This is a genomic window from Paramagnetospirillum caucaseum, assembly GCF_000342045.1.
GTDB lineage: Bacteria > Pseudomonadota > Alphaproteobacteria > Rhodospirillales > Magnetospirillaceae > Phaeospirillum > Phaeospirillum caucaseum.
The window spans coordinates 1-18,287 of record NZ_AONQ01000044.1; the positions used below are offsets into that span (position 1 = coordinate 1).

At 66.5% G+C, this 18,287-nt stretch carries 24 protein-coding genes; 10 read left to right on the forward strand and 14 right to left on the reverse strand.

Translation table 11 applies throughout. The annotated features are described in order from the left end of the window. Both H261_RS15105 and H261_RS23445 read left to right on the forward strand, forming a co-directional pair. A partial coding sequence (locus H261_RS15105) for a U32 family peptidase (protein WP_008619159.1) occupies window positions 1–710 on the forward strand: 710 nt, incomplete at its 5' end. 49 nt (window positions 711–759) lie between these two features. Beyond that, a complete protein-coding gene (locus tag H261_RS23445; protein WP_008619160.1) occupies window positions 760–3,306 on the forward strand; it encodes an FIST N-terminal domain-containing protein in 2,547 nt (848 codons plus the stop codon). Between the two features lie 30 nt (window positions 3,307–3,336). On the opposite strand, the gene H261_RS15120 is transcribed toward H261_RS23445, so the two are convergent. Then, window positions 3,337–3,837, reverse strand: a complete 501-nt coding sequence (locus tag H261_RS15120; RefSeq protein ID WP_008619161.1) for a rubrerythrin family protein — start codon at window positions 3,835–3,837, stop codon at window positions 3,337–3,339. A gap of 153 nt (window positions 3,838–3,990) precedes the next feature. On the opposite strand from H261_RS15120, the gene pxpB reads away from it, so the two are divergent. Genes pxpB through H261_RS15135 form a run of 3 tightly spaced genes read left to right on the forward strand, consistent with a single transcriptional unit; the run spans window position 3,991 to window position 6,550 of the window. Further along, window positions 3,991–4,728 carry a 5-oxoprolinase subunit PxpB gene (gene pxpB / locus H261_RS15125; protein ID WP_008619162.1) on the forward strand — a complete coding sequence of 246 codons (738 nt, stop codon included), beginning with the start codon at window positions 3,991–3,993 and terminating at the stop codon, window positions 4,726–4,728. Further along, entirely contained in the window at window positions 4,729–5,772 is a 1,044-nt protein-coding gene (locus tag H261_RS15130) for a 5-oxoprolinase subunit C family protein (RefSeq protein ID WP_008619163.1), read from the forward strand. A gap of 7 nt (window positions 5,773–5,779) precedes the next feature. Beyond that, window positions 5,780–6,550, forward strand: coding sequence for a LamB/YcsF family protein (locus tag H261_RS15135; RefSeq protein ID WP_008619164.1), 771 nt, complete (start codon window positions 5,780–5,782; stop codon window positions 6,548–6,550). Here the strand turns inward: H261_RS15135 and H261_RS15140 are convergent. From H261_RS15140 to H261_RS15175, 8 genes are all read right to left on the reverse strand, one after another. Further along, window positions 6,547–8,622: a heavy metal translocating P-type ATPase gene (locus tag H261_RS15140; RefSeq protein WP_008619166.1), complete on the reverse strand. Its 2,076-nt coding sequence runs from the start codon at window positions 8,620–8,622 to the stop codon at window positions 6,547–6,549. The genes H261_RS15135 and H261_RS15140 overlap by 4 nt on opposite strands. Further along, complete coding sequence (locus tag H261_RS15145) at window positions 8,622–8,939, reverse strand: YtxH domain-containing protein (protein ID WP_008619168.1); 318 nt, start codon at window positions 8,937–8,939, stop codon at window positions 8,622–8,624. The genes H261_RS15140 and H261_RS15145 overlap by 1 nt, the downstream gene beginning before the upstream one ends. Beyond that, the gene (locus tag H261_RS25800; protein ID WP_008619175.1) at window positions 8,920–9,243 is read right to left on the reverse strand and encodes a hypothetical protein; all 324 of its coding nucleotides are present in this window, start codon (window positions 9,241–9,243) and stop codon (window positions 8,920–8,922) included. The genes H261_RS15145 and H261_RS25800 overlap by 20 nt, the downstream gene beginning before the upstream one ends. Then, window positions 9,240–9,584, reverse strand: coding sequence for a hypothetical protein (locus tag H261_RS23450; RefSeq protein ID WP_008619177.1), 345 nt, complete (start codon window positions 9,582–9,584; stop codon window positions 9,240–9,242). The genes H261_RS25800 and H261_RS23450 overlap by 4 nt, the downstream gene beginning before the upstream one ends. A 42-nt stretch (window positions 9,585–9,626) precedes the next feature. Then, entirely contained in the window at window positions 9,627–9,929 is a 303-nt protein-coding gene (locus H261_RS15160) for a hypothetical protein (protein ID WP_008619178.1), read from the reverse strand. A 34-nt stretch (window positions 9,930–9,963) separates the two neighbouring features. After that, a complete protein-coding gene (locus H261_RS15165; RefSeq protein ID WP_152426896.1) occupies window positions 9,964–10,419 on the reverse strand; it encodes a hypothetical protein in 456 nt (151 codons plus the stop codon). Between the two features lie 98 nt (window positions 10,420–10,517). After that, window positions 10,518–10,937: a Fur family transcriptional regulator gene (locus H261_RS15170; protein ID WP_008619180.1), complete on the reverse strand. Its 420-nt coding sequence runs from the start codon at window positions 10,935–10,937 to the stop codon at window positions 10,518–10,520. Window positions 10,938–11,012: 75 nt separating this feature from the next. Next, a complete protein-coding gene (locus H261_RS15175; RefSeq protein WP_008619181.1) occupies window positions 11,013–11,990 on the reverse strand; it encodes a bile acid:sodium symporter family protein in 978 nt (325 codons plus the stop codon). Between the two features lie 128 nt (window positions 11,991–12,118). Between H261_RS15175 and H261_RS15180 the strand changes: the two genes are divergently transcribed. The 3 genes from H261_RS15180 (at window position 12,119) to H261_RS15190 (ending at window position 14,356) form a co-directional block, all read left to right on the forward strand. Further along, on the forward strand, window positions 12,119–12,586 hold the full coding sequence (locus tag H261_RS15180) for a hypothetical protein (protein ID WP_008619182.1): 468 nt from the start codon (window positions 12,119–12,121) through the stop codon (window positions 12,584–12,586). 35 nt (window positions 12,587–12,621) lie between these two features. Beyond that, window positions 12,622–12,819: a hypothetical protein gene (locus tag H261_RS24865; RefSeq protein WP_152426897.1), complete on the forward strand. Its 198-nt coding sequence runs from the start codon at window positions 12,622–12,624 to the stop codon at window positions 12,817–12,819. 253 nt (window positions 12,820–13,072) lie between these two features. Next, window positions 13,073–14,356, forward strand: a complete 1,284-nt coding sequence (locus H261_RS15190; protein ID WP_008619183.1) for a tyrosine-type recombinase/integrase — start codon at window positions 13,073–13,075, stop codon at window positions 14,354–14,356. 9 nt (window positions 14,357–14,365) lie between these two features. On the opposite strand, the gene H261_RS15195 is transcribed toward H261_RS15190, so the two are convergent. The 4 genes from H261_RS15195 to H261_RS15210 form a co-directional block, all read right to left on the reverse strand. After that, on the reverse strand, window positions 14,366–14,677 hold the full coding sequence (locus H261_RS15195) for a hypothetical protein (RefSeq protein ID WP_040476624.1): 312 nt from the start codon (window positions 14,675–14,677) through the stop codon (window positions 14,366–14,368). Window positions 14,678–14,758: 81 nt separating this feature from the next. After that, window positions 14,759–15,058 carry a type II toxin-antitoxin system RelE/ParE family toxin gene (locus tag H261_RS15200; RefSeq protein ID WP_008619185.1) on the reverse strand — a complete coding sequence of 100 codons (300 nt, stop codon included), beginning with the start codon at window positions 15,056–15,058 and terminating at the stop codon, window positions 14,759–14,761. Window positions 15,059–15,069: 11 nt separating this feature from the next. Further along, entirely contained in the window at window positions 15,070–15,318 is a 249-nt protein-coding gene (locus tag H261_RS15205; RefSeq protein WP_008619186.1) for a hypothetical protein, read from the reverse strand. A 102-nt stretch (window positions 15,319–15,420) separates the two neighbouring features. Continuing rightward, window positions 15,421–16,734 (reverse strand): MFS transporter, encoded by a 1,314-nt coding sequence (locus H261_RS15210; RefSeq protein WP_008619188.1) that lies wholly within the window; start codon window positions 16,732–16,734, stop codon window positions 15,421–15,423. Window positions 16,735–16,849: 115 nt separating this feature from the next. Between H261_RS15210 and H261_RS15215 the strand changes: the two genes are divergently transcribed. Further along, a complete protein-coding gene (locus H261_RS15215) occupies window positions 16,850–17,611 on the forward strand; it encodes a helix-turn-helix transcriptional regulator (protein ID WP_161625040.1) in 762 nt (253 codons plus the stop codon). A 118-nt stretch (window positions 17,612–17,729) separates the two neighbouring features. Continuing rightward, window positions 17,730–17,945, forward strand: coding sequence for a response regulator transcription factor (locus tag H261_RS15220; RefSeq protein WP_008619192.1), 216 nt, complete (start codon window positions 17,730–17,732; stop codon window positions 17,943–17,945). Window positions 17,946–17,995: 50 nt separating this feature from the next. Here the strand turns inward: H261_RS15220 and H261_RS15225 are convergent, their stop codons facing one another. Then, window positions 17,996–18,229: a helix-turn-helix domain-containing protein gene (locus tag H261_RS15225; protein WP_008619194.1), complete on the reverse strand. Its 234-nt coding sequence runs from the start codon at window positions 18,227–18,229 to the stop codon at window positions 17,996–17,998. Window positions 18,230–18,287 lie beyond the last annotated feature (58 nt).

Below are 18,287 nucleotides of genomic sequence, written 5' to 3' on the forward strand. Positions count from 1 at the left end.
TGGCCCGGCTGGGGCAGCGTGATCTCGGCGTCCGCCTGCACGCCAGTTCCCTGCTGGCCTGCCGCAACGCCGGGGCGGCGGCCGTGCTGGGGGAATTGGGGGCCTGCCGCGTGGTGCTGCCGCGCGACGTCACCCTGGACGAGATCGCCGCCATCGCCGCCGCCCGGCCCGAACTGGAATTCGAGGCCTTCGTCCTCAACGACGGCTGCGTCTTCGAGGAAGGCAATTGCCACACCATCCACCTGCCCGGACGCCTGGGCGGCCCCATCTGCCTCGACCGCTACGCCGTGGATTACCGCCGGGTCGACGGCCGCCGGCTGTCCGACGCCGAGGCCGAGGCGCTGGCCGCCAACGACGCCCGCCACGATGAATGGCTGTGGTACCGCTTCGGCTGCGGCTTCTCGGTCACCGCCAACGGCCTGCCGTTCGGCCCCTGCGGCCTGTGCGCGGTTTCCGCCCTGGCCGGGGCGGGACTGGCGGCGGTCAAGATCGCCGGCCGCGAGGGGCCGCTGGACCGCAAGCTGAAGAGCGTCGAGATGGTCCGCGCCACCCTCGACCGGCTGGACCGGGGGGAGGACGGCGCGCAGGTGGCGGCCTTCGCCCAAGGATTGCGGGCGCGGCAGGATCTCTGCGCCACGGGCTATATGTGCTATTACCGGGAGGTCATCGAATGCTATCGCCCCGATGCCCCCCTGGCGCAAGCCGGGTGAGCAAGGGGCCGGCCGGAAGGCCCGTACAGGGAGTGACAGCGGTTTGGCAGTGCTCAATTCGATGATCCGCCAGGCGGTTTCCACCAGATCGGACCCCTTCGAGGCCGTCCGCGAGCTTCACGACGCCCTGGCGCAGCCGCGCGCCGAGTTCACCGCCATCTTCTGCTCCAAGCGCTACGACCAGCCCCTGCTGGAGCAGGCGTTCCGGGAGTTCTTCGGCGGCGCGGCGCTGGTGGGCTGCACCACCGCCGGCGAGATTTCCACCTCGGGCTACACCGACGGCGGCATGACCGGACTCAGCATCGCCGAGGAGGCCTGCGTCGCCGTCTCCGACATCATCCTCGACATCTCCCACTTCAAGCCCGCCCAGATCAGGGTGGTGGTCGAGGATTTGCAGAACCAGCTGCGCCAGCGCGGCATCGAGCCGGCCTCGCACAATACCTTCGCCCTGATGCTGATCGACGGCATGTGCTGCGCCGAGGAACAGGTGATCAGCACGCTGAACACCGCCCTGGGCGGCCTGCCGCTGTTCGGCGGCTCGGCCGGCGACGACATGCGGATCGCCGCCACCCAGGTCCTGTACCGGGGCCGCTTCTATTCCAACGCCGCCACCCTGACCCTGGTCCATACCGTCCTGCCGTTCCGGGTGTTCTCGTCCCAGCATTTCGTCGGCAACGGCGAACAGGCCATCGTCACCGGCGCCGATCCCGACCGCCGGATCATCACCGAGCTGAACGGCGACAGCGCCGGGCTGGAATACGCCCGCATGGTGGGATGCGACATCGAGGAATTGCGGGCCAAGAAGATGCTGCTGCCGCCCCTGGTGGTACGTATCGGCGGTTCGTGGTACGCCCGCAGTCCCAGCAACATCATGGACGACAACTGCCTGAAGATGGCCTGCGCCATCGACGAAGGCGTACCGCTGAGCATCGGCCGCAACACCGGCATGATCCCCAACCTCAAACGGTCCTTCGAGGCGGTCCAGGCCGCCATCGGGCCGCCGGTGGCGGTGCTGGGCATCGATTGCGTCATGCGCCGGGTCGAGGCGACGTCGCTGGACCTGGGGCCGGACATCGCCAGGCTGTTCGACGAGAACCGGGTGATCGGCTTTTCCGCCTATGGCGAGCAGATCAACGGCATGCACCTCAACAATACCTTCACCGGCATCGCCTTCGGCCAGTCGGTGGGAATCGAACGGCCCGAGGCCGGCCCCATCCAACCGGCCTCCGCCGATACCCAGACCGAATGCGAGCGCCTCGAGCACGAGAACGCCAAGCTGCGCAAGACCATCCAGGTCCTGCTGCGCCGCATCGAGCGCAGCATGACCATCCCCAGCGACACCTTCTCGCTGTTCCAGAACAATGTGCTGCTGGAGAAAACCGTCCAGCTGCGGACCGAGGACATCGTCGAGCTGAACCGCAAGCTCAGCCAGGAGCTGATCGCGCGGCGCGAGGTCGAGGTCGCCCTGACCGCGGCCAAGGCCGAGGCCGAGCGGGCCAATCTCAGCAAGACCAACTTCCTCGCCTCGGTCAGCCACGACCTGCAGCAGCCGCTGAACGCCGCCCGGCTGCTGCTGGGGGCGCTGATGGACGAGGACCTGTCGTCGTCGGGCATGTCCCTCCTGGGCCGCATCGAAGGGGCGCTGGAAGCCGCCGAGGAGATGCTGGCCGACTTCCTGGACGTGTCCAAGCTGGAGGCCGGGGGCTTCGCCACCCACCTGTCCCATTTCGCCATCGGCCCCCAGCTGGCCCAGCTGGAAGCCGAATACGCGCCGCAGGCCCGCCGCAAGGGCCTGTCGCTGCGCATCGTCCAGAGCGGGGCGGTGCTGCACACCGACAAGGGATTGCTGCAGCGCATCCTGCGCAACTTCCTCGCCAACGCCATCCGCTACACCCGCTCCGGCCGCGTCCTGGTGGGGTGCCGGCGAGTGGGCGGCGAGATCATGGTCGAGGTCCACGACACCGGCATCGGCATTCCCGAGGACCGGCTGCAGGACATCTTCGAACCCTACCGCAGCCTGGCCATCGGCGGCCCCAACGACACCCATGGATCGGGCCTCGGCCTGACCATCGCCAGGAACTTCGCCGATATCCTGGGCCTGAAGCTGGTGGTGCGCTCGACGGAAGGCCGCGGCTCGAGCTTCGCCGTGCGCATCCCCACCGGCCATCTGCCGCGGGCGGCGGGCGGCGCCTCGCTTCCCCAGGGGGCGGCGGCCACCCTGGTCGGGCAGCGGGTGCTGGTGCTCGACGACGACGCCTCGTCCCGCGACGCGCTGGCCACCATTCTCGGCGGATGGGGCTGCGAGACCCTGGCCGCCGCCACCGTGGACGAGGCCCTCTCCCTGTCCAGGAAGCGCCCCGACCTGCTGATCATCGACTACCATCTGGACGAGGGTCTGACCGCGCTCGACGTTCTCGACACGCTCAGGAAGCATGCCGGGCAGGAAAAGCCGGTCCTGGTCATTTCGGCCGACCCGTCGAAAGACATCCCCGAGCAGCTTCAGCGGCGCGGCCTGGAATTCCTGCCCAAGCCGATCAATCCGGCCCGCCTGCGCTCCCTGGTCACCTATGTCCTGTATTGCCAGGCCGGACACTGAACCGACCGGGGAGCCGCAAGCGTCCCCGGATCAGGCGACCTCGGAGAACTTCCCGGCCTTGGCGTGACAGACCGGGCACTGGTCCGGCACCTCGCCGATCACCGTGTGCCCGCAGATGGCGCAGACATGGATGGCGCCCTCGGGCAGGTCATGGCCGGCCTCGACGGCGGCCAGGGCGTCGGTGAACAGGCCGTGGTGGATCTTCTCCACCTCTAGGGCATGGCGCATGGACAGGAGCGCCAGCCTGGCCCCTTCCGCCTCGGCGGTGGCGACGAAGGCCGGATACATCTCCTCGAATTCATGCTTCTCGCCGGAAATGGCGGCCCGGAGATTCTCGGCCGTCGCCTTGACGCCGCCCATGGCGCGGAGATGGGCGTGGGCGTGGATGGTTTCGGCGGCGGCGACGGCCCGGAACAGCTTGGCGATTTCCGGCAGGCCGTCCTTGGCGGCTGCCTCGGCGAAGGCCAGATACTTGCGGTTGGCCTGGCTTTCGCCGGCGAACGCCTCGGCGAGATTGTCGTTGGTCTTCATGTCTACCCCCTAAGCCTGTCCCGGTTCAGCCGGGATTGAGGGGCGCATCCTACCCGAGACCCATCCCGGCGGAAAAGACGTCTTCCAGAATCCCTTTGCAAAATCGCCGGCGGACCTTTTGAATCCAGCCTCATGGAGCGGAATAGCCGGGGCATGGACACACTGCGCATCGCCGATGTCGGCGACACCGCCTTCAGCGTCGAGTTCGGCGACACCATCGATCCGGCCACCAGCGCCAAGGTTACCGGCCTGCGGCACGCCATCCAGCGCGCCCGCCGCGACGGCGGCCTGCCGGGACTGGTGGAGACCGTCCCCACCTTCCGCTCGCTACTGATCCAGTACGACCCGCTGGTCACCGGCCGCGCCGCGCTGGAAGCCGACATCCGCGCCATCGCCCGGGATTGCGGCGGCGCGCCCCGGGCCGCCGGCCGCTCCTGGCTGATTCCGGTCTGCTACGACGAGGATCTGGGCGAGGATCTGGCCGCCCTGGGCAAGGCGGGCGGCCTGTCCCGCGACGAGGCGGTCGGCCTGCACACCGGCGCCGAATTCATGGTCTATATGCTGGGCTTCATGCCCGGCTTCGCCTATATGGGCGGGGTGCCCGCGCCGTTGCGCCGCCCGCGCCGCCCCTCGCCCCGCCTCAAGGTGCCGGCGGGATCGGTGGCAGTGGCGGAGTCCCTGTGCGCCGTCTATCCCTGGGAGAGCCCCGGCGGCTGGCATCTGATCGGCCAGACCCCGGTGAGCTTCTTCGACCTGAGCCGCGAGCCCCCCATCCTGCTGGAAGCCGGCGACCGGGTGCGCTTCCGCGCCATCGGCCGCGCGGAATTCGACGCCGCGCGGCGCGATCCCGGCCTGATGACGCCCCACACCCTGCTGGCGGGAGAGGGCTGAATGTCCCAGGGACTGGAAATCATCCATCCCGGCCTTTACACCAGCCTCCAGGACCTGGGGCGCTTCGGCTTCCAGGACCTGGGCGTGCCCACCGCCGGAGCGCTGGATTTCGTCGGCCTGCGCCTCGCCAATGCCCTGGTGGGCAACCGGCCGGGCGAGGCCTGCCTGGAAATCAGCTACATGGGGCCGGTGATCCGCGTCGCGGCGGATACGGTGCGGATCGCCGTGGCCGGCGACGTCCGGCTGGCCATCGCCGACAGCGGCGGCGCGCCAAGGGCGGCGGCATCCAACCGCTCGCACCGGCTGAAGCGCGGCGACACGCTGACCGTCGGCGCGGTGGCCGGCGCGTCCACCGCCTATCTCGCCGTCGAGGGCGGCTTCGCCCTCGAACCGGTGATGGGCAGCCTGTCGTGCTATGCCCGCGCCGGGCTGGGGCCGCTGGGCGGCAAGCCGCCGGTGGCGGGGACCGTCCTGCCGCTCCGCCTCGTCCGATGCCGCGACAGTGACGACCTTGCCCTGCGCGCGCCCATGGCGTACGGCGACGGGCCGATCCGGGTGGTGCCGGGGCCGCAGAAGGAGGCCTTCACCGACGCGGCCTTCGCCACCCTGCTGGAATCGGAATACCGGGTCACCAGCCAGGCCGACCGCATGGGGCTGCGCCTGGACGGCCCGCCCCTGCGCCACCGCGCCTCCGCCGACATCCCCTCGGACGGGCTGGTCAGCGGCTGCATCCAGGTTCCGGGCGACAGCGCCCCGATCATCCTGCTGGCCGACCATCAGACGGTGGGCGGCTATGCCAAGATCGCCACGGTGATCTCCGCCGACCTGCCCCGGCTGGGCCGCGCCGTGCCGGGAACGGCGCTGCGCTTCGCCGCCGTGCCGGTCGCCGAGGGGGAAGCGGCGCGGCGCGGCCTGGAACGGGCCATCGAACGGACAATCGCCGAGATGACCGCTATTCCGCCCACCGGCATCGATCTCCAGGCCCTCTATGGCGCCGAGCTGATTTCGGGCATGGTGGACGCGGTCAGCGGGTTGGGGAGGTAAGGCGGCCATGGCGCTTCGCGTCGATCTGAATTCCGACCTGGGCGAGGCGTTCGGCGTCTGGCCCATGGGCGACGACCCGGCCATGCTGGACCTCGTCTCCTCGGCCAACATCGCCTGCGGCTTCCATGCCGGCGATCCCATGGTGATGACCCGCACCGTCCGCGCCGCCCAGGCCGCCGGCGTGGGAATCGGCGCCCATCCCGGCTATGCCGACCTCCAGGGCTTCGGCCGGCGTCCCATGGCCCTGTCGGGCGCCGAGATCGAGGCCCTTCTCGCCTACCAGATCGGCGCCCTGAAGGGTATCGCGGCGGCCTGCGGGACGGTGGTCCGCCACGTCAAGCCCCACGGGGCGCTGAGCAATCTGGCGGCGGTGGACGCCGAGGCCGCCCTGGCGGTGGCGCGCGGCGTCCAGGCCACCGATGCCGGTCTGATCCTGCTGGCCCCCGCCGGCTCGGCCATGGTGGCCGCCGGGCGCCGGCTGGGGCTGGCGGTGGCCGAGGAAGTGTTCGCCGACCGCAATTACGACGACGACGGCAATCTGGTGCCCCGCTCGCGGCCGGACGCCATAATCCACGATTCCGGCGAGGCCGCCGCCAACGTGCTGCGCATGGTGACCCAGGGGCTGCTGCGCTCGGCCGGCGGCAAGGAAATCCCCTGCCGCGTCCAGTCGGTCTGCGTCCATGGCGACGACCCCCAGGCCGTCACCATGGCACGCCACCTGCGCGACCGCCTCGAAGCCGCCGGCGTCGCCATCGCGCCGCTGGCCGGGGTGGTCTAACGCCGTCTCAGCGCGTTGAGCAGGATGCCGATGGTGGTGCCGTTGTGCAGCACCGAGGTGGCGATGGGCGACAGCAGGCCCAGGGCCGCCGCCCCCAGGATGGCGGTGTTGAGGCCGACCGTCGCCCGGTAGTTGGTCCTGATCAGCGCCATCACCGCGTTGGCGGCCTGCTTGGCGTCGGCCACCCGGTCGATCTCGTCCTCCAGCAGGGCGATGTCGGCGGTCAGCCGCGCGATGTCGGCCCCCTTCTGCATGGCGATGCCCACATGGGCGCCGGCCAGGGCGGGGGCGTCATTGATGCCGTCGCCGATGAAGGCGATGCGGGCGCCGTCGTCGCTCAGTTCCGCGATGATGCGGGCCTTGTCCTCGGGCATCAGTTCGGCGTGGAAACCGTCGAGCCCCAGTTGGGACGCCAGTTCCTCGGCCCGGTCGCGATGATCGCCGGTCAGCATCAGGACCCGCCGGGCGCCCAGCTCGCGCAGCCGCCGGATGGTCCCGGCGCTGGTGTCGCGCACGGAATCCTTGAGGGCGAGCAGGCCGAGCAGATGGCCGCCGAACCCGATGAACAGCAGGGTCTTGCCCTCGCGGTACAGGCGCTCGATCTCGTCCTGGTGGATGCGGGTGTCGATGCCCTCGTCCTCCTGGACGAAATGGCGCGACCCCACCACGATCCGCTTGCCGTCGATGACGCTGGCGACGCCGTGGGCGACGATGAACTCCACCTCCTGGTGGTCGAAATGGCGGTTGTGAGTGGCGCGGGCCGCCGCCACCACCGCCATGGCCAGGGGGTGGAAGTAGTGCTCCTCCACCGAGGCGGCCAGGCAGATCAGGTCCTCGGCGGAATAATGGGAATCGAAGGTGACGGCGTCGGTCACCTCCAGCATGCCGGTGGTCAGCGTGCCGGTCTTGTCGAAGATGAAGGTGTCGGCCTGGGCGAGGCGTTCCAGGGCGGTGGCGCCCTTGACCAGGATGCCGGCCTGTCCGGCGCCGTACATGGCCGATTTGAAGGCCACCGGCGTGGCCAGCTTCAGGGCGCAGGAATAATCGGCCTGCAACACCGAGGCGGCGCGGCGCCAGTCGCCGGACATCAGGAACGACGCCCCGGCCAGCTTGAGCACGGTGGGGACCAGCCGGTCGGCCATGCGCGAGGCGTCCAGCTGGGCCTCGCTCTTGGTGACCAGGGATTGTTCGACATAATCGGCGATGCGGGCGGCGGCGGTGCGGCTGCCCACCTGCTCGGCGTAGACCGACAGGCGGCCTTCCTCCACCAGGGTGCCGGACAGCACGGAAGCGCCCCGCGTCTTGACCACCGAGGCGCTTTCGCCGGTCATGGCCGCCTCGTTGACGGTGGCCTCGCCACCCAGCACCGTGCCGTCCACCGGCACGACCGAGCCGGTGGCGACGACCACCGTGTCGCCCACCGCCACGTCGGTGGCGGGCACCTGCACCTCGACCCCGTCGCGCAGCACCCAGACATGGTCGCTGGACGGCCGCAGCAGATGCTTCAGCAGTTCGTCCGAGCGCCGGGCGATGGACTCCTCCATGTATTCCCCGAGCGCCAGCATGAAGGTGGTGGTGTTGGCGGCGGTGTAATCGGAGCGGACCAGCGAGATGGCCACCGCCATGCCTTCCAGCACGTGCGAGGTCACGCCGCTTTCCCGGTATTCGGCGACGGCGTGCTTGAGCAGCGGCACCGCCCCGGCCAGGGACGGCCCCAGGCGCAGCGGCGGCGGCAGCAGGCCGCTGCCCGCCAGGGTGGCCAGACGGGCGGCGACGGCGGCCTTTCCCCCACCCTTGGCGGAACGCCGGGCGGAAACGGGTCGGGAGGGCGGCGCCAGTCCGGCCAGCCCGGCCAGGATGGCTTCGGCATCGGTCAGGGCCGGATCGCAGGTCAGCACCAGCGAGCGCGCCCGGTGGTTGACCCGCGCGGTCAGCACGCCGGGAAGATCGGCGGCGCAGCGCTCCAGTTCGGCCGGATCGGCCGGCGTTCCGTCCCGGAAGCCATAGCGCAGGCGCACCCGCCCCGGCAGGCGGTGGGCGATCTCCACCGCCGCCAGCCAGCTTTCGCCCATCAGCTTTGCCCGGCCGCCAGTTCCGCCTGGATGTCGGCCGCCTGCTCCTTGATCTCCGCCAGCCCGCCGGCCAGCTCGGAATAGAGCTTGAGGCCGGAACGGATCAGCCTGGCCCGCAAGGCTTCGTCGGCCAGCACGTAGGTGGCGGCGGCGCCGATCAGGGCGCCGACCAGGAACTGCTCCGACGTCTTGCCGGGCAGCAGGTTGGCGAGGCCGCCGAACAGCCCCTGGCCCTGGCCGTTGCCCTGGGCCGGCGCGCCGTTCCAGTCGCCGTTGCGCTTGCCGTTCTTCGCCTTCTTACGCTTCTTCTTGGCCAAGGGAGTTCTCCTGGATCAAAGGGGATTGAAGAGCCGTTTCCGCCGCCATCACCACGGCGGCGCCGGCCAGCACGGCGGCCGCGCCGGTGCGGTAGTCGCGGCGCGCCGCCGCCTCGGCGGCCTTGGTGCCGGCGGCCAGGGCCGCGCCGCCCTGCAGGCCGTGGCGGAGCACCTTGCGCCACGGAAGGGCGGCGGCGGCGTCACGGTTCTGCAAGGCCGACAGCAGCGCCGTGGCCACGAAGCCGCGCAGGAACACTTCGGCGACCGAGGCGCCGGCCTTGCCGTTGCGCCGCTTGCGCTTCACGATGCGGTTCCGCCCTCGGCCGGGGCGGGAGCGGCGGCCTTGGCCTTCCTGGCCGGAGCCTTGCGGGGGGCGCGCGGCTTGGCCGCCTTGGCCGGCGGGGCCGCTTCGCCGGGGACGGCGGACACCAGCTTGGCCCGCAGGCTGGCCGAGGACTTCTCGATGGCGGTAAGCCCGGAAACCGTGGCGTCGCGCAGGCCGCCCTGGGCCTGGCAAAGACCCTGGCGGGCCTTGTCGCCGATGCCGTCGAGGCGGGCGGCGGCCGAGGGGGCGGCCTTGTTGATCAGGCGGACCCCGACGATGCCGGCGAGCAGCCCCGAGGCGAAGGTGAGCAGAGGATGCATGGCTTTGCCTTTCGAATGAAAGAATCGGGTCGAGTGGAAGAATCAGGTCCCGGCCAGGGCCTGCAGCAAGCGTTCCGCATGGGGGGAGCGGGTGCCGTCGACGATATCCTGCCAGGCGGAGGGGGCAATCTGGGCGGGGTCGTATTCCACCACGCAGGAGCGGGCCAGGGGATTGACGTTGATGGAACGGATTCCCGCCGCCCGCGACGCGGCATCGATGAAATTGCGCACCTCGGCGGCCGCGCCCTCGGCCTGACCGTCGAGCTTGAGACGGACACGGCCGGGAATGTGATGGGCGATCCGCGTCTGGCGGGCGAAACGCCAAAGGTTTTCGGTGGTGCTCAAGGAGACTCCCCCAATGCGCGCCAAAGGCGACGGTCTACTGTAGTATCTTCTTGCGATGATTGGCCAGATGGACCAGCAGGAAGGCCACATGCGCGGCGCCGAACGCCGCGTGCAGCTTCTTGCCCACCGCCAGGGCCAGCAGGGTTCCGGTCAGGCTGGCCAGCATGCCGATCTTGGCCGGGCGGTTGAGGCTCCACAGGGAAAGGCCGTCCCCCGAGGGAGCGGCGACATCGGCGGCGGCCTCCTCGGCCTCGGCCTCCGCCTCGGCGAACAGGGCGCGAATCCGGGCCTCGATCTCCGAGGGAGCGATTCCGGCGGGATCATAGCGCAGAACGACGCTGCCGGCGGCCGGCTTGCCCTCGGCGGCCAGCACGCCGTCCCAGCCGGCCAGCGCCGCCGCGACCTCCGCGTTGCGCCCGGCCGCCCGCAAATCCGGGTGCCGGATTCTCAGCCGCCCGGAGACATGCGATGCGATGCAGGTCCCGCTCATGCCCGTGTTCTCCCTGTCAGACCCAAGGAATATCCCCGCAGGGGCGGCGTATCAAGAATTTTTCTTTAAAATCAACAATATCGCTCTACATCTAAGACTTACTCGCGACATATCGCCGGCCGGATGCGGACCAGGATGTCCACCCCTTCCACCTCATAGCCGGGCGGTGGAGTCGGCAGGTGGTCGAGGACCGGCTGGCGGCCGGGGATATCGCTCAGCCGCCCGGTGGACAGGTCGAGGAAGTGGTGGTGGCCGGCCGGGCTGGTGCAGAACCAGGTCCGCTCACCCAGGTCGACACGGCGGACCAGCCCCACCTTGGCGAACTGGTTGAGGATGTTGTAGGTGGTGGCCAGGGACAGCCGCAGCCCCGCCTCCGCCGCCAGACGGTGCGCCTCGTCGGCCGACACGTTGTCGGAGCTCAGGGTCTGCAGCAGCTCCACCATGCCCCGCCGCTGGCGGGTCGGCCGCAGCCCGGCGTCGCGGAGAACGGTTTCGGAGGATACGCCGGAGGAAGCCATGACCAACCGATGCAATTGCGAGTTACTCGCGGCAAGTACCGCAATCGCTCCGATCCGGCAAGCGGCTTTTCCCGATCAGGCCTCGTCCTGCCACCGGCGGGCGATGATGCCGGCGGCGATCAGCTGGATCAGGTGATAGAGGATGGTCGGCGCGATGATCAGGCCCAGGACGGGCGAGGCGCCGAACATGATCTTGGCCATGGGCACACCGGTGGCCAGGGATTTCTTGGTGCCGCAGAACACCCCGGCGATGGCATCCTCGCGGGAAAAGCCCAGCAGGCGGCAGGCCAGCCGCAGGCTTACGAAGACAAAGGCGAACAGGGCCGCCGCCCCGCCGGCTGCCTGGAGCACGAAACCGCTTCCCTGCCCGGCCCACACCCCCTCGGCCACCGAATCCGAGAAGGAGTTGAAGACGATCAGCAAGATGGTGACGCGATCCAGGGCCTTCAGCCATTTGATGTTGCGCTCGATCCAGGGCCGCGCCCAGGGCCGCAGCGCCTGGCCCAGCACGATGGGCAGCAGCACCAGCAGCATGATCTTGACCAGCACCCGGCCCAGGTCCAGCGAGGCGCCGCCGGCGGACAGGTACCAGTTGACCCACAGCGGCGTCAGCACCACCCCGATCAGGCTGGACAGGGTGGCGTTGAAGATGGCGCCGGCCACGTTGCCGCGCGCGATGGAGGTCATGGCCACCGAGGACGAGATGGCCGAGGGCAGCGCCGCCAGGAAGAAGAACCCCAGCATCAGGTCCGGCCCGACCCGCCCGCCCAGCGCCAGGGCGCAAGCCCACACCAGGACGGGAAACAGCAGGAAGGTCGAGGTCTGGACCAGCAGATGCAGACGCCAGTTGACCAGACCGGCCTTCATGCGCTCGGGCGGCAAGGTCAGACCGTAGAGCAGGAAGACCAGCGCCACGCCGTAGGTGGTGACGGCGTCCATGTGGAGATGGCCGCCGCTCCGGCCGAAATCGGGCAGCACCCAGGCCAGACCGACCATGGACATCAGGCCGAGCAGGAAGCCGTCGATACCGATACGGCCGAGAAGCTTGAACACGCGGAACCTCGAACAGGGCGGAACCATGGCCGGGACACTACCCCAACCGCCGCCCCCGCTGGCAAGACGATCCTGCATGCCGCCCCGCCGCCATCGACTTTTGCCGCGCGCTCTGGCATGAGAAAGCGGTGCGACGCCTGCTCTGGATCATCCCGGCCGTCCTGGCCCTGCTCCCCCTCCCCGCCCGGGCCGAGACCCTGGAGGGGAAGCGTATCTTCATCGAATTCACCTACGACCCCAGCACGCCGGAACTGGCCGCCGCCCGCAAATGGGGCAAGGCCCACTTCGCCAAGGCCCAGGCGGCGGGCCGCCCGGTGCGGCTCAGTGTCGGGCGCTCGCGCGGGACCACCCTGATCAGCCTGGAATCGGTGGCCATCTGCGACCGGGTCAAGGCCTGTCCGCTGCTGGTGTTCCGCGACCTGACGGCGCGGCCCATCCTGGAAACCACCTCGTTCCAGAACGTGCTGATCGAATACCGCGACAGAGAGATCTTCCTGGTGATCCGCCTGTGGGAGGAAACCACCGAATGCCGGATCACCACCTCCGGACGGTCACGCTGCAAGAAAACGCCGAGGGATAAAACCAAGCCCCGATAACGGGGCTTGGTCAACCGGCTGCCAGACAGGACGGCATGAACCAGAAGGGGAAAAGTGAGGTGGCGCGACGTCGCACCATCCTGTTTTTTCATCTGAACATTCCGGCAACAGCAGCCATCGCCATGACGCATGTATGCGGCATGGAATTTTCGGAACCAGCGGAAAATGGCGGAATTCCGCCAAACCGCAAAGATTGCAAAACCCCAGGCAAAACAAAAGAGAACGGCCCGTAAGTCTTTGAACTTACGGGCCGTTTCTCTGTATCTCGATGGTAGCGGGAGAGGGACTTGAACCCCCGACCCCAGGATTATGATTCCTTATTTTTCGCGAAATATGACGCAACATATCTCAACCACAAAGCCTCTGTAAACCGCATAAACGTTGACTTTTACCGTCTTATCCGTAGCATGGGTGAACATAGGAAAACGGGGCAAAGCCGGAACTTTTGTGCCCCCGTTTGTGCCCCCGTTTTATCGGAGAGATGCCATGCCCCGTGAAGCTGCCCGCAAGGTGATTACCGATGCCATGGTGCAGAAGGTGAAGCCAGCCCCTAAAGGCAAGCGTAACGAGTATTGGGATGCCATCGTGCCGGGCTTCGGCCTTCGCGTCACCGATGCCGGGGGCAAGTCGTTTTTCCTCCGCACCCGCATTGGCACCGGAACCGGACAACTCCGCTTGTCGTGGCCGTACCCGGCAACCTCTCTCGAAGCAGCCCGCGCCTTGGCGAAAGCCGCGCTCCAGGATGCGGAAAAGGGCGTCGATCCGAAGGTGAAGGAAACAGCCGAGAAGCAGGCCAAGGCGGAGAAAGCCGCCAACACCTTCAAGGCCGTGGCCGAACGCTTCATGCGCCAGCACGTCGAACCCCGCCTCGCCGCCTCGACTAAGATGGACTACAAATGGGCCTTGTTCGGCCAGGACACGGCGGCTTGGGCGAACAAGGCCGTTGACGCCATCACCCGCTCCGACGTGCGCAGGGCACTCGACGCCACGATAGAGCGCGGCAGCCCCGCCGGGGCGAACAAGCTGCTTGCCTATCTCTCCAAGTTCTTCAACTGGTGTGCCGAGCGAGATTTGCTCGAAGTGCCCCCCACCATCCGCATCAAGCCCCCCTCGCCCAAGAGCGTCGGGGAGCGCACCTTGAACCAAGCCGAGGTGGTCGAGGTATGGGCTGCCTTCGAGGTGGAAGGCGGATTGTTCGGCGACCTGTTCAAGCTACTTCTGCTGACCGGCCAGCGCCGCACCGAGACGGCAGGTATGCGGCTGTCGGAATTGTCCGACCTGGACGGCGAAAAGCCGGTTTGGGAAATCCCCAGCACCCGGACAAAAAACGGACGCCCGCATACGGTGCCGCTGTCGCCACAGGTCGTCACCATCATCAAGGGCCGCCCCGAGGTGGGCGACCTGGGGCTATTGCTCACCACTACCGGAACCACCCCCACCACCGGCTTCAGCAACGCCAAGGAACGGGTGGACGCCTGGATCGCCAAGCGGCGCGAGGAGGCGGGCGAACAGCCCATGCCGCACTGGACGCTTCACGACCTCCGGAGAACCATGGTGACAATGATGAATGAGCACGTCGGCATCGCCCCCCATGTGGTGGAAGCCTGCGTCAATCACGTCTCGGGAATGGCGAAGGCGGGCGTTGCCGGGGTGTACAACAAAGCCCTGTATATGGATGATCGCCGCCGGGCGCTCGAAGCCTGGGCAAACTACCTGGACGGCCTTATCAGCCCCAAGGACACGACCAACGTGGTGAAGCTGCGGAGCTAGATGCCCCCCCTATCGTTCACGGCAAAGCTCCAATTCGAGCTCGCCCCCATTCCGATGGAGACGAATTGAGAATCTCTCGCCATCTTTGATTCCGGCGGCACGGATAACCGCCTCAGCGGTTTCCGTGGTAACGCCCGTAAAGATTTTTCGATCTTCCGTCTCGATAAGGGAAATGCCCGGTGGAAACCTGTCATCCTCATCGAGATATTCGACCTGAATACGCACCCGCTCGCCAGAACGAAAACCTGCCGCCGCCAGGGCTTCGGGCAGGTCGTCAACGGTCGTCTCTATGGTGGCTCGTGGTGGACGGATCATGCTCATGGTGGCTCAGGGGTTACGGTTTACCGGTCAAGTATATCCGCCGCCGCCGAATTTCCAAATTTTCAGAAACACCGAGAGCCGTCACCCCTCGGAGCCGAAAACTTCCGGCAAATCGCGGGCACCGTGAAGAACGCGGAGAACGGTGATTCCCGAATCAGCGGGGCGATAGAAAACGAGGTAACTTCCCAGCGAAAAAACACGAGTTCCCTCACCGAACTCGTCGCGCTGACTGCCGATAAATGGAGTTTCGGCAAAAGCCTTGCATTTATCCTTGATGGAACGCAGCAAGCGCCGTGCCGCTTGGACATTTTCCTTTGCGATATACTCGCCTATGGCGTCCATATCTCGCAAAGACTTATGGGTATAGCGGACATACGGCATGAGCTGCGGGCTTATATCTTTCCGAATTTGGCTTCGAGGATCGCGAACGCTTCGTCCTCCTCGTAGACATTGCCCGCCTCAAGATCGGCAATGCCTTCCCGCACCTTGGCGCGGATTTCCAGAAATTCGGCGGCGTCCTCCGTCGAGAGCTTGCGGACGTGAACGGCATAGACCGCCCCGACCTCGCAGCCTTCGAGCGCGGCTGAAAGCTCCGATGGCAGCTTTTCACCCTGGATTGCCAACGTCGCAGCATTCCGCATGGTCACGGCCTCCTTGATCCCGTGGACACATCCTACACCAACTCATCACCGCCATGCCACGTTCCCCGAAAAACGGAAAACGGGTGGCATGAGGAGGGGGCGCTATACCTCCCCGCCCTTGACCTTCCCAACCAGCAAAGCCAACCCGAGCACGAAAAACGGGATCGTCACCGCCATGCCCGCCCGCTGGCTTCCCGCAAGATCGGTGGCGATGCTGAAAGCCGCAGGCCCAAGGAAGGCGGTGATCTTGCCGGAGACGGCGTAAAGCCCGAACATCCGGGCGCGGTTCTCCGGGGTGGTCATCCCCGCCATCAGCGAACGGCTGGCGGCTTGCACCGGGCCGAGGAACACCCCGACCATCACGCTCGCCAGCCAAAAAACCGTTTTGGAATCGGTGGCGATGATCGCGACAATGAAAACGATCATCCCGGAAAGGCCGATGACCACGGCCCGCTTCGCCCCCATCCGGTCATCGACCCAGCCGAAGGCCAATGACCCCACCCCGGCGGCGACGTTGACGGCGATGCCGTAGACCAGCAATTCCGACACGTCCATCCCGAACGTCCCGGCGGCGAAGATGCCGCTGAACGACAAAACCGTATTCAAGCCATCGCAATAGAGCATCTGGGCCAGCAGATACCATGCAAGCCGAGGCTCACGCGGCAGAGCGCGGAGAGAGTTGACGAGATTACCTGTGCCATGCCGAATCGCCGTCCGCCACGGGTGGTTGCCGCCACGTCCTCCAAGCCTATCTTCCGACACCAACAGGAAAAGCGGCAGGGCGAACACCAGCCACCACAGCGCGGCGAAGGGCAGGCAAATCCGGATGGCTTCTTGCGCCTGCGGATCGAGACCGAACGGCGCGGAATCCGCCTCCAGGACAAAGAGCACCAGGACGACACCCAGGCAGACGATGCCGCCAAGGGCACCCGCCCCATTGCCCCAACCGGAAACCCGCCCGAAATACCCCGCCGGAGCCACTTCCGGCAGCATGGAGTTATAGAACACCGCCGCCGTCTCGAAGGCGACCACGGCGACAGCCCCGCCGACCAGGGCCAGGGGAACCGCCGACACGTTCGGCGCGACGAACCACAGCGTTGCCGTTGCCACCATCGCCAGCCCGGCAGAAACCATCAGCCAACGCTTGCGCCCGCCTTTGAGGTCACTGATCGACCCCAGCAGGGCACTGGACACCGCGATCACGAAGCCCGCCGCCGCCATGGCGCGTCCCCATAGGACGGTGCCGGTCACGGCATCGGTTGCGACCGATTCGGTGAAATAGGGCGCGAAAATGAAGATGGTGACGATCACCGGAAAGGTCGAAGCCGCCCAATCATACAGGCACCAAGCCGCGATGGCGGACCATCGGCTCTTATCGCCGCCTTGGTGGTGGTCATTTTGAATCTGTTTCGGCATTTCGATATATCCGGCCTTCGCCCATGCCCCCTATGGGTGGTTTACCCCATTGCCTACACCACCAACCCTATGGTAGCCAAGTCTGCTGACGTAAATGGTTAAAGCGGAGGCGTTCGTGAGCCCATTGATCCGCAGGGAAAACCAGAAAGTCTTGGATGCCATCACTCAATTCCGTCAGGCCAAAAGCCAGGAGGAATTGTGGCAGAGCGCCAATCAACAGCTTGCCGATTTCGGTATCGGCGGAATTTTGTATGGCAGTGAGTTGATCCACGAAGGCAGAAATCGCCTACGCGACCGGAAAACAACCACCATGCTGTCCAGCCTTGCACCTGCCTATATCGAGTTAAAAATGGACACCATGGTCATCGATGATGACTATTACTACAAAATGGCCAAGGCAGGAACCAACCCTATATTCTGGAGCGATCTGCCACAGCCAAACGCCAACAGCCCCGAGGAGTTGCGGCAATTTGAGATTGATTGCGATTATGGGGTTTTGACGGGAATCACCCTCCCTTCTCGATTTGGCGGCGGGCTGGGCATCAGTGCCGTGTCGTGCCACGCCCCCAACATGTCGTGGGGGGAGTTCGACCGGCTTTGGGCCGAAAAGGGCGGCACCATCCAAGGCATCGCTTGCGCCTTCGATACCAGCCTCCGCGAAAGCCACATGAGGGAGATTTACCACCTGTCTGAACGCGAACGCGAATGCCTGCTCTGGCTTGCCGCCGGGCTCAGACAACAGCAGATTGCATTTAAGCTGAACACAAGCGTCAAAACAGTTGAAAAACAAATCGAATCAGCGCGACGCAAATTAAAAGCATCCACCGTGCCACAGGCGATCACGACAGCGGTGGTTTTCAACCTCCTAACTCCCTGAATAATTTTTCGTTTTACCTCCATCCCACCTTGGGTATGGGGAAAACCCCCCAATTGCCCCCATTACAAGACTGAACCTAATATCCGCACCGAAAATGCGAGTTATTCAGGATCAGTCTATGAACGATGGTCAAGCCGACATTCCGTCCCTGACACCCAGGGAAAAGCAATGCCTGACCCATCTCGCATTGGGTCTGCGCGTGCAGGAATTGGCCGACAGGATCGGCATTTCCACCAAGACGGCTGAAAAGCAAATCGCCTCCGCCCGCAAGAAGCTGGGCGCGGCCACGCGCGACCAAGCCGTCGCCATCGCCATCAACCTGAAGCTGATTTAGCCGTGCGGCCCAATGCCGAGCGAAAGGGAGGGACCATGAAGCGCCGTGCATCACGGAGAACGCAGCCGAACGCCCTCTCCCTTCGTCTGATCGGCGGACTGGAACTCAATGCCAGCCCCTTCCAGGGCTGCCTTGATCGCGGAAATGGTGCTGAGGCGCGGATCGACCTGCTCGGCCTCCAGGCGACGAAGGGCATTCACCGAGATAATAGCGCGGTCGGCAAGGTCTTGCTGGGACCAGCCGAGCAACGCCCTGGCGGCCCGGATTTGGCGAGCGGAAATCATGCCGGTATGAGTGCATCGCACCGCCACCCACCGAAACAGACATGGTGTTTTTCATTCC

Excerpts from the sequence above, each read along its gene's own strand:
- H261_RS15205 (WP_008619186.1), bottom strand. The coding sequence starts at position 15,318 with ATGCGGAATGCTGCGACGTTGGCAATCCAGGGTGAAAAGCTGCCATCG.
- H261_RS15195 (WP_040476624.1), bottom strand. The coding sequence starts at position 14,677 with ATGAGCATGATCCGTCCACCACGAGCCACCATAGAGACGACCGTTGAC.
- H261_RS15140 (WP_008619166.1), bottom strand. The coding sequence starts at position 8,622 with ATGGGCGAAAGCTGGCTGGCGGCGGTGGAGATCGCCCACCGCCTGCCG.
- H261_RS15120 (WP_008619161.1), bottom strand. The coding sequence starts at position 3,837 with ATGAAGACCAACGACAATCTCGCCGAGGCGTTCGCCGGCGAAAGCCAG.
- H261_RS15220 (WP_008619192.1), top strand. The coding sequence starts at position 17,730 with ATGAACGATGGTCAAGCCGACATTCCGTCCCTGACACCCAGGGAAAAG.
- H261_RS15135 (WP_008619164.1), top strand. The coding sequence starts at position 5,780 with ATGGCGCTTCGCGTCGATCTGAATTCCGACCTGGGCGAGGCGTTCGGC.
- H261_RS15225 (WP_008619194.1), bottom strand. The coding sequence starts at position 18,229 with ATGATTTCCGCTCGCCAAATCCGGGCCGCCAGGGCGTTGCTCGGCTGG.
- H261_RS15190 (WP_008619183.1), top strand. The coding sequence starts at position 13,073 with ATGCCCCGTGAAGCTGCCCGCAAGGTGATTACCGATGCCATGGTGCAG.
- H261_RS23450 (WP_008619177.1), bottom strand. The coding sequence starts at position 9,584 with ATGCATCCTCTGCTCACCTTCGCCTCGGGGCTGCTCGCCGGCATCGTC.
- H261_RS15170 (WP_008619180.1), bottom strand. The coding sequence starts at position 10,937 with ATGGCTTCCTCCGGCGTATCCTCCGAAACCGTTCTCCGCGACGCCGGG.
- H261_RS15165 (WP_152426896.1), bottom strand. The coding sequence starts at position 10,419 with ATGAGCGGGACCTGCATCGCATCGCATGTCTCCGGGCGGCTGAGAATC.
- H261_RS15200 (WP_008619185.1), bottom strand. The coding sequence starts at position 15,058 with ATGCCGTATGTCCGCTATACCCATAAGTCTTTGCGAGATATGGACGCC.
- H261_RS15210 (WP_008619188.1), bottom strand. The coding sequence starts at position 16,734 with ATGCCGAAACAGATTCAAAATGACCACCACCAAGGCGGCGATAAGAGC.
- pxpB (WP_008619162.1), top strand. The coding sequence starts at position 3,991 with ATGGACACACTGCGCATCGCCGATGTCGGCGACACCGCCTTCAGCGTC.
- H261_RS24865 (WP_152426897.1), top strand. The coding sequence starts at position 12,622 with ATGAACCAGAAGGGGAAAAGTGAGGTGGCGCGACGTCGCACCATCCTG.
- H261_RS15130 (WP_008619163.1), top strand. The coding sequence starts at position 4,729 with ATGTCCCAGGGACTGGAAATCATCCATCCCGGCCTTTACACCAGCCTC.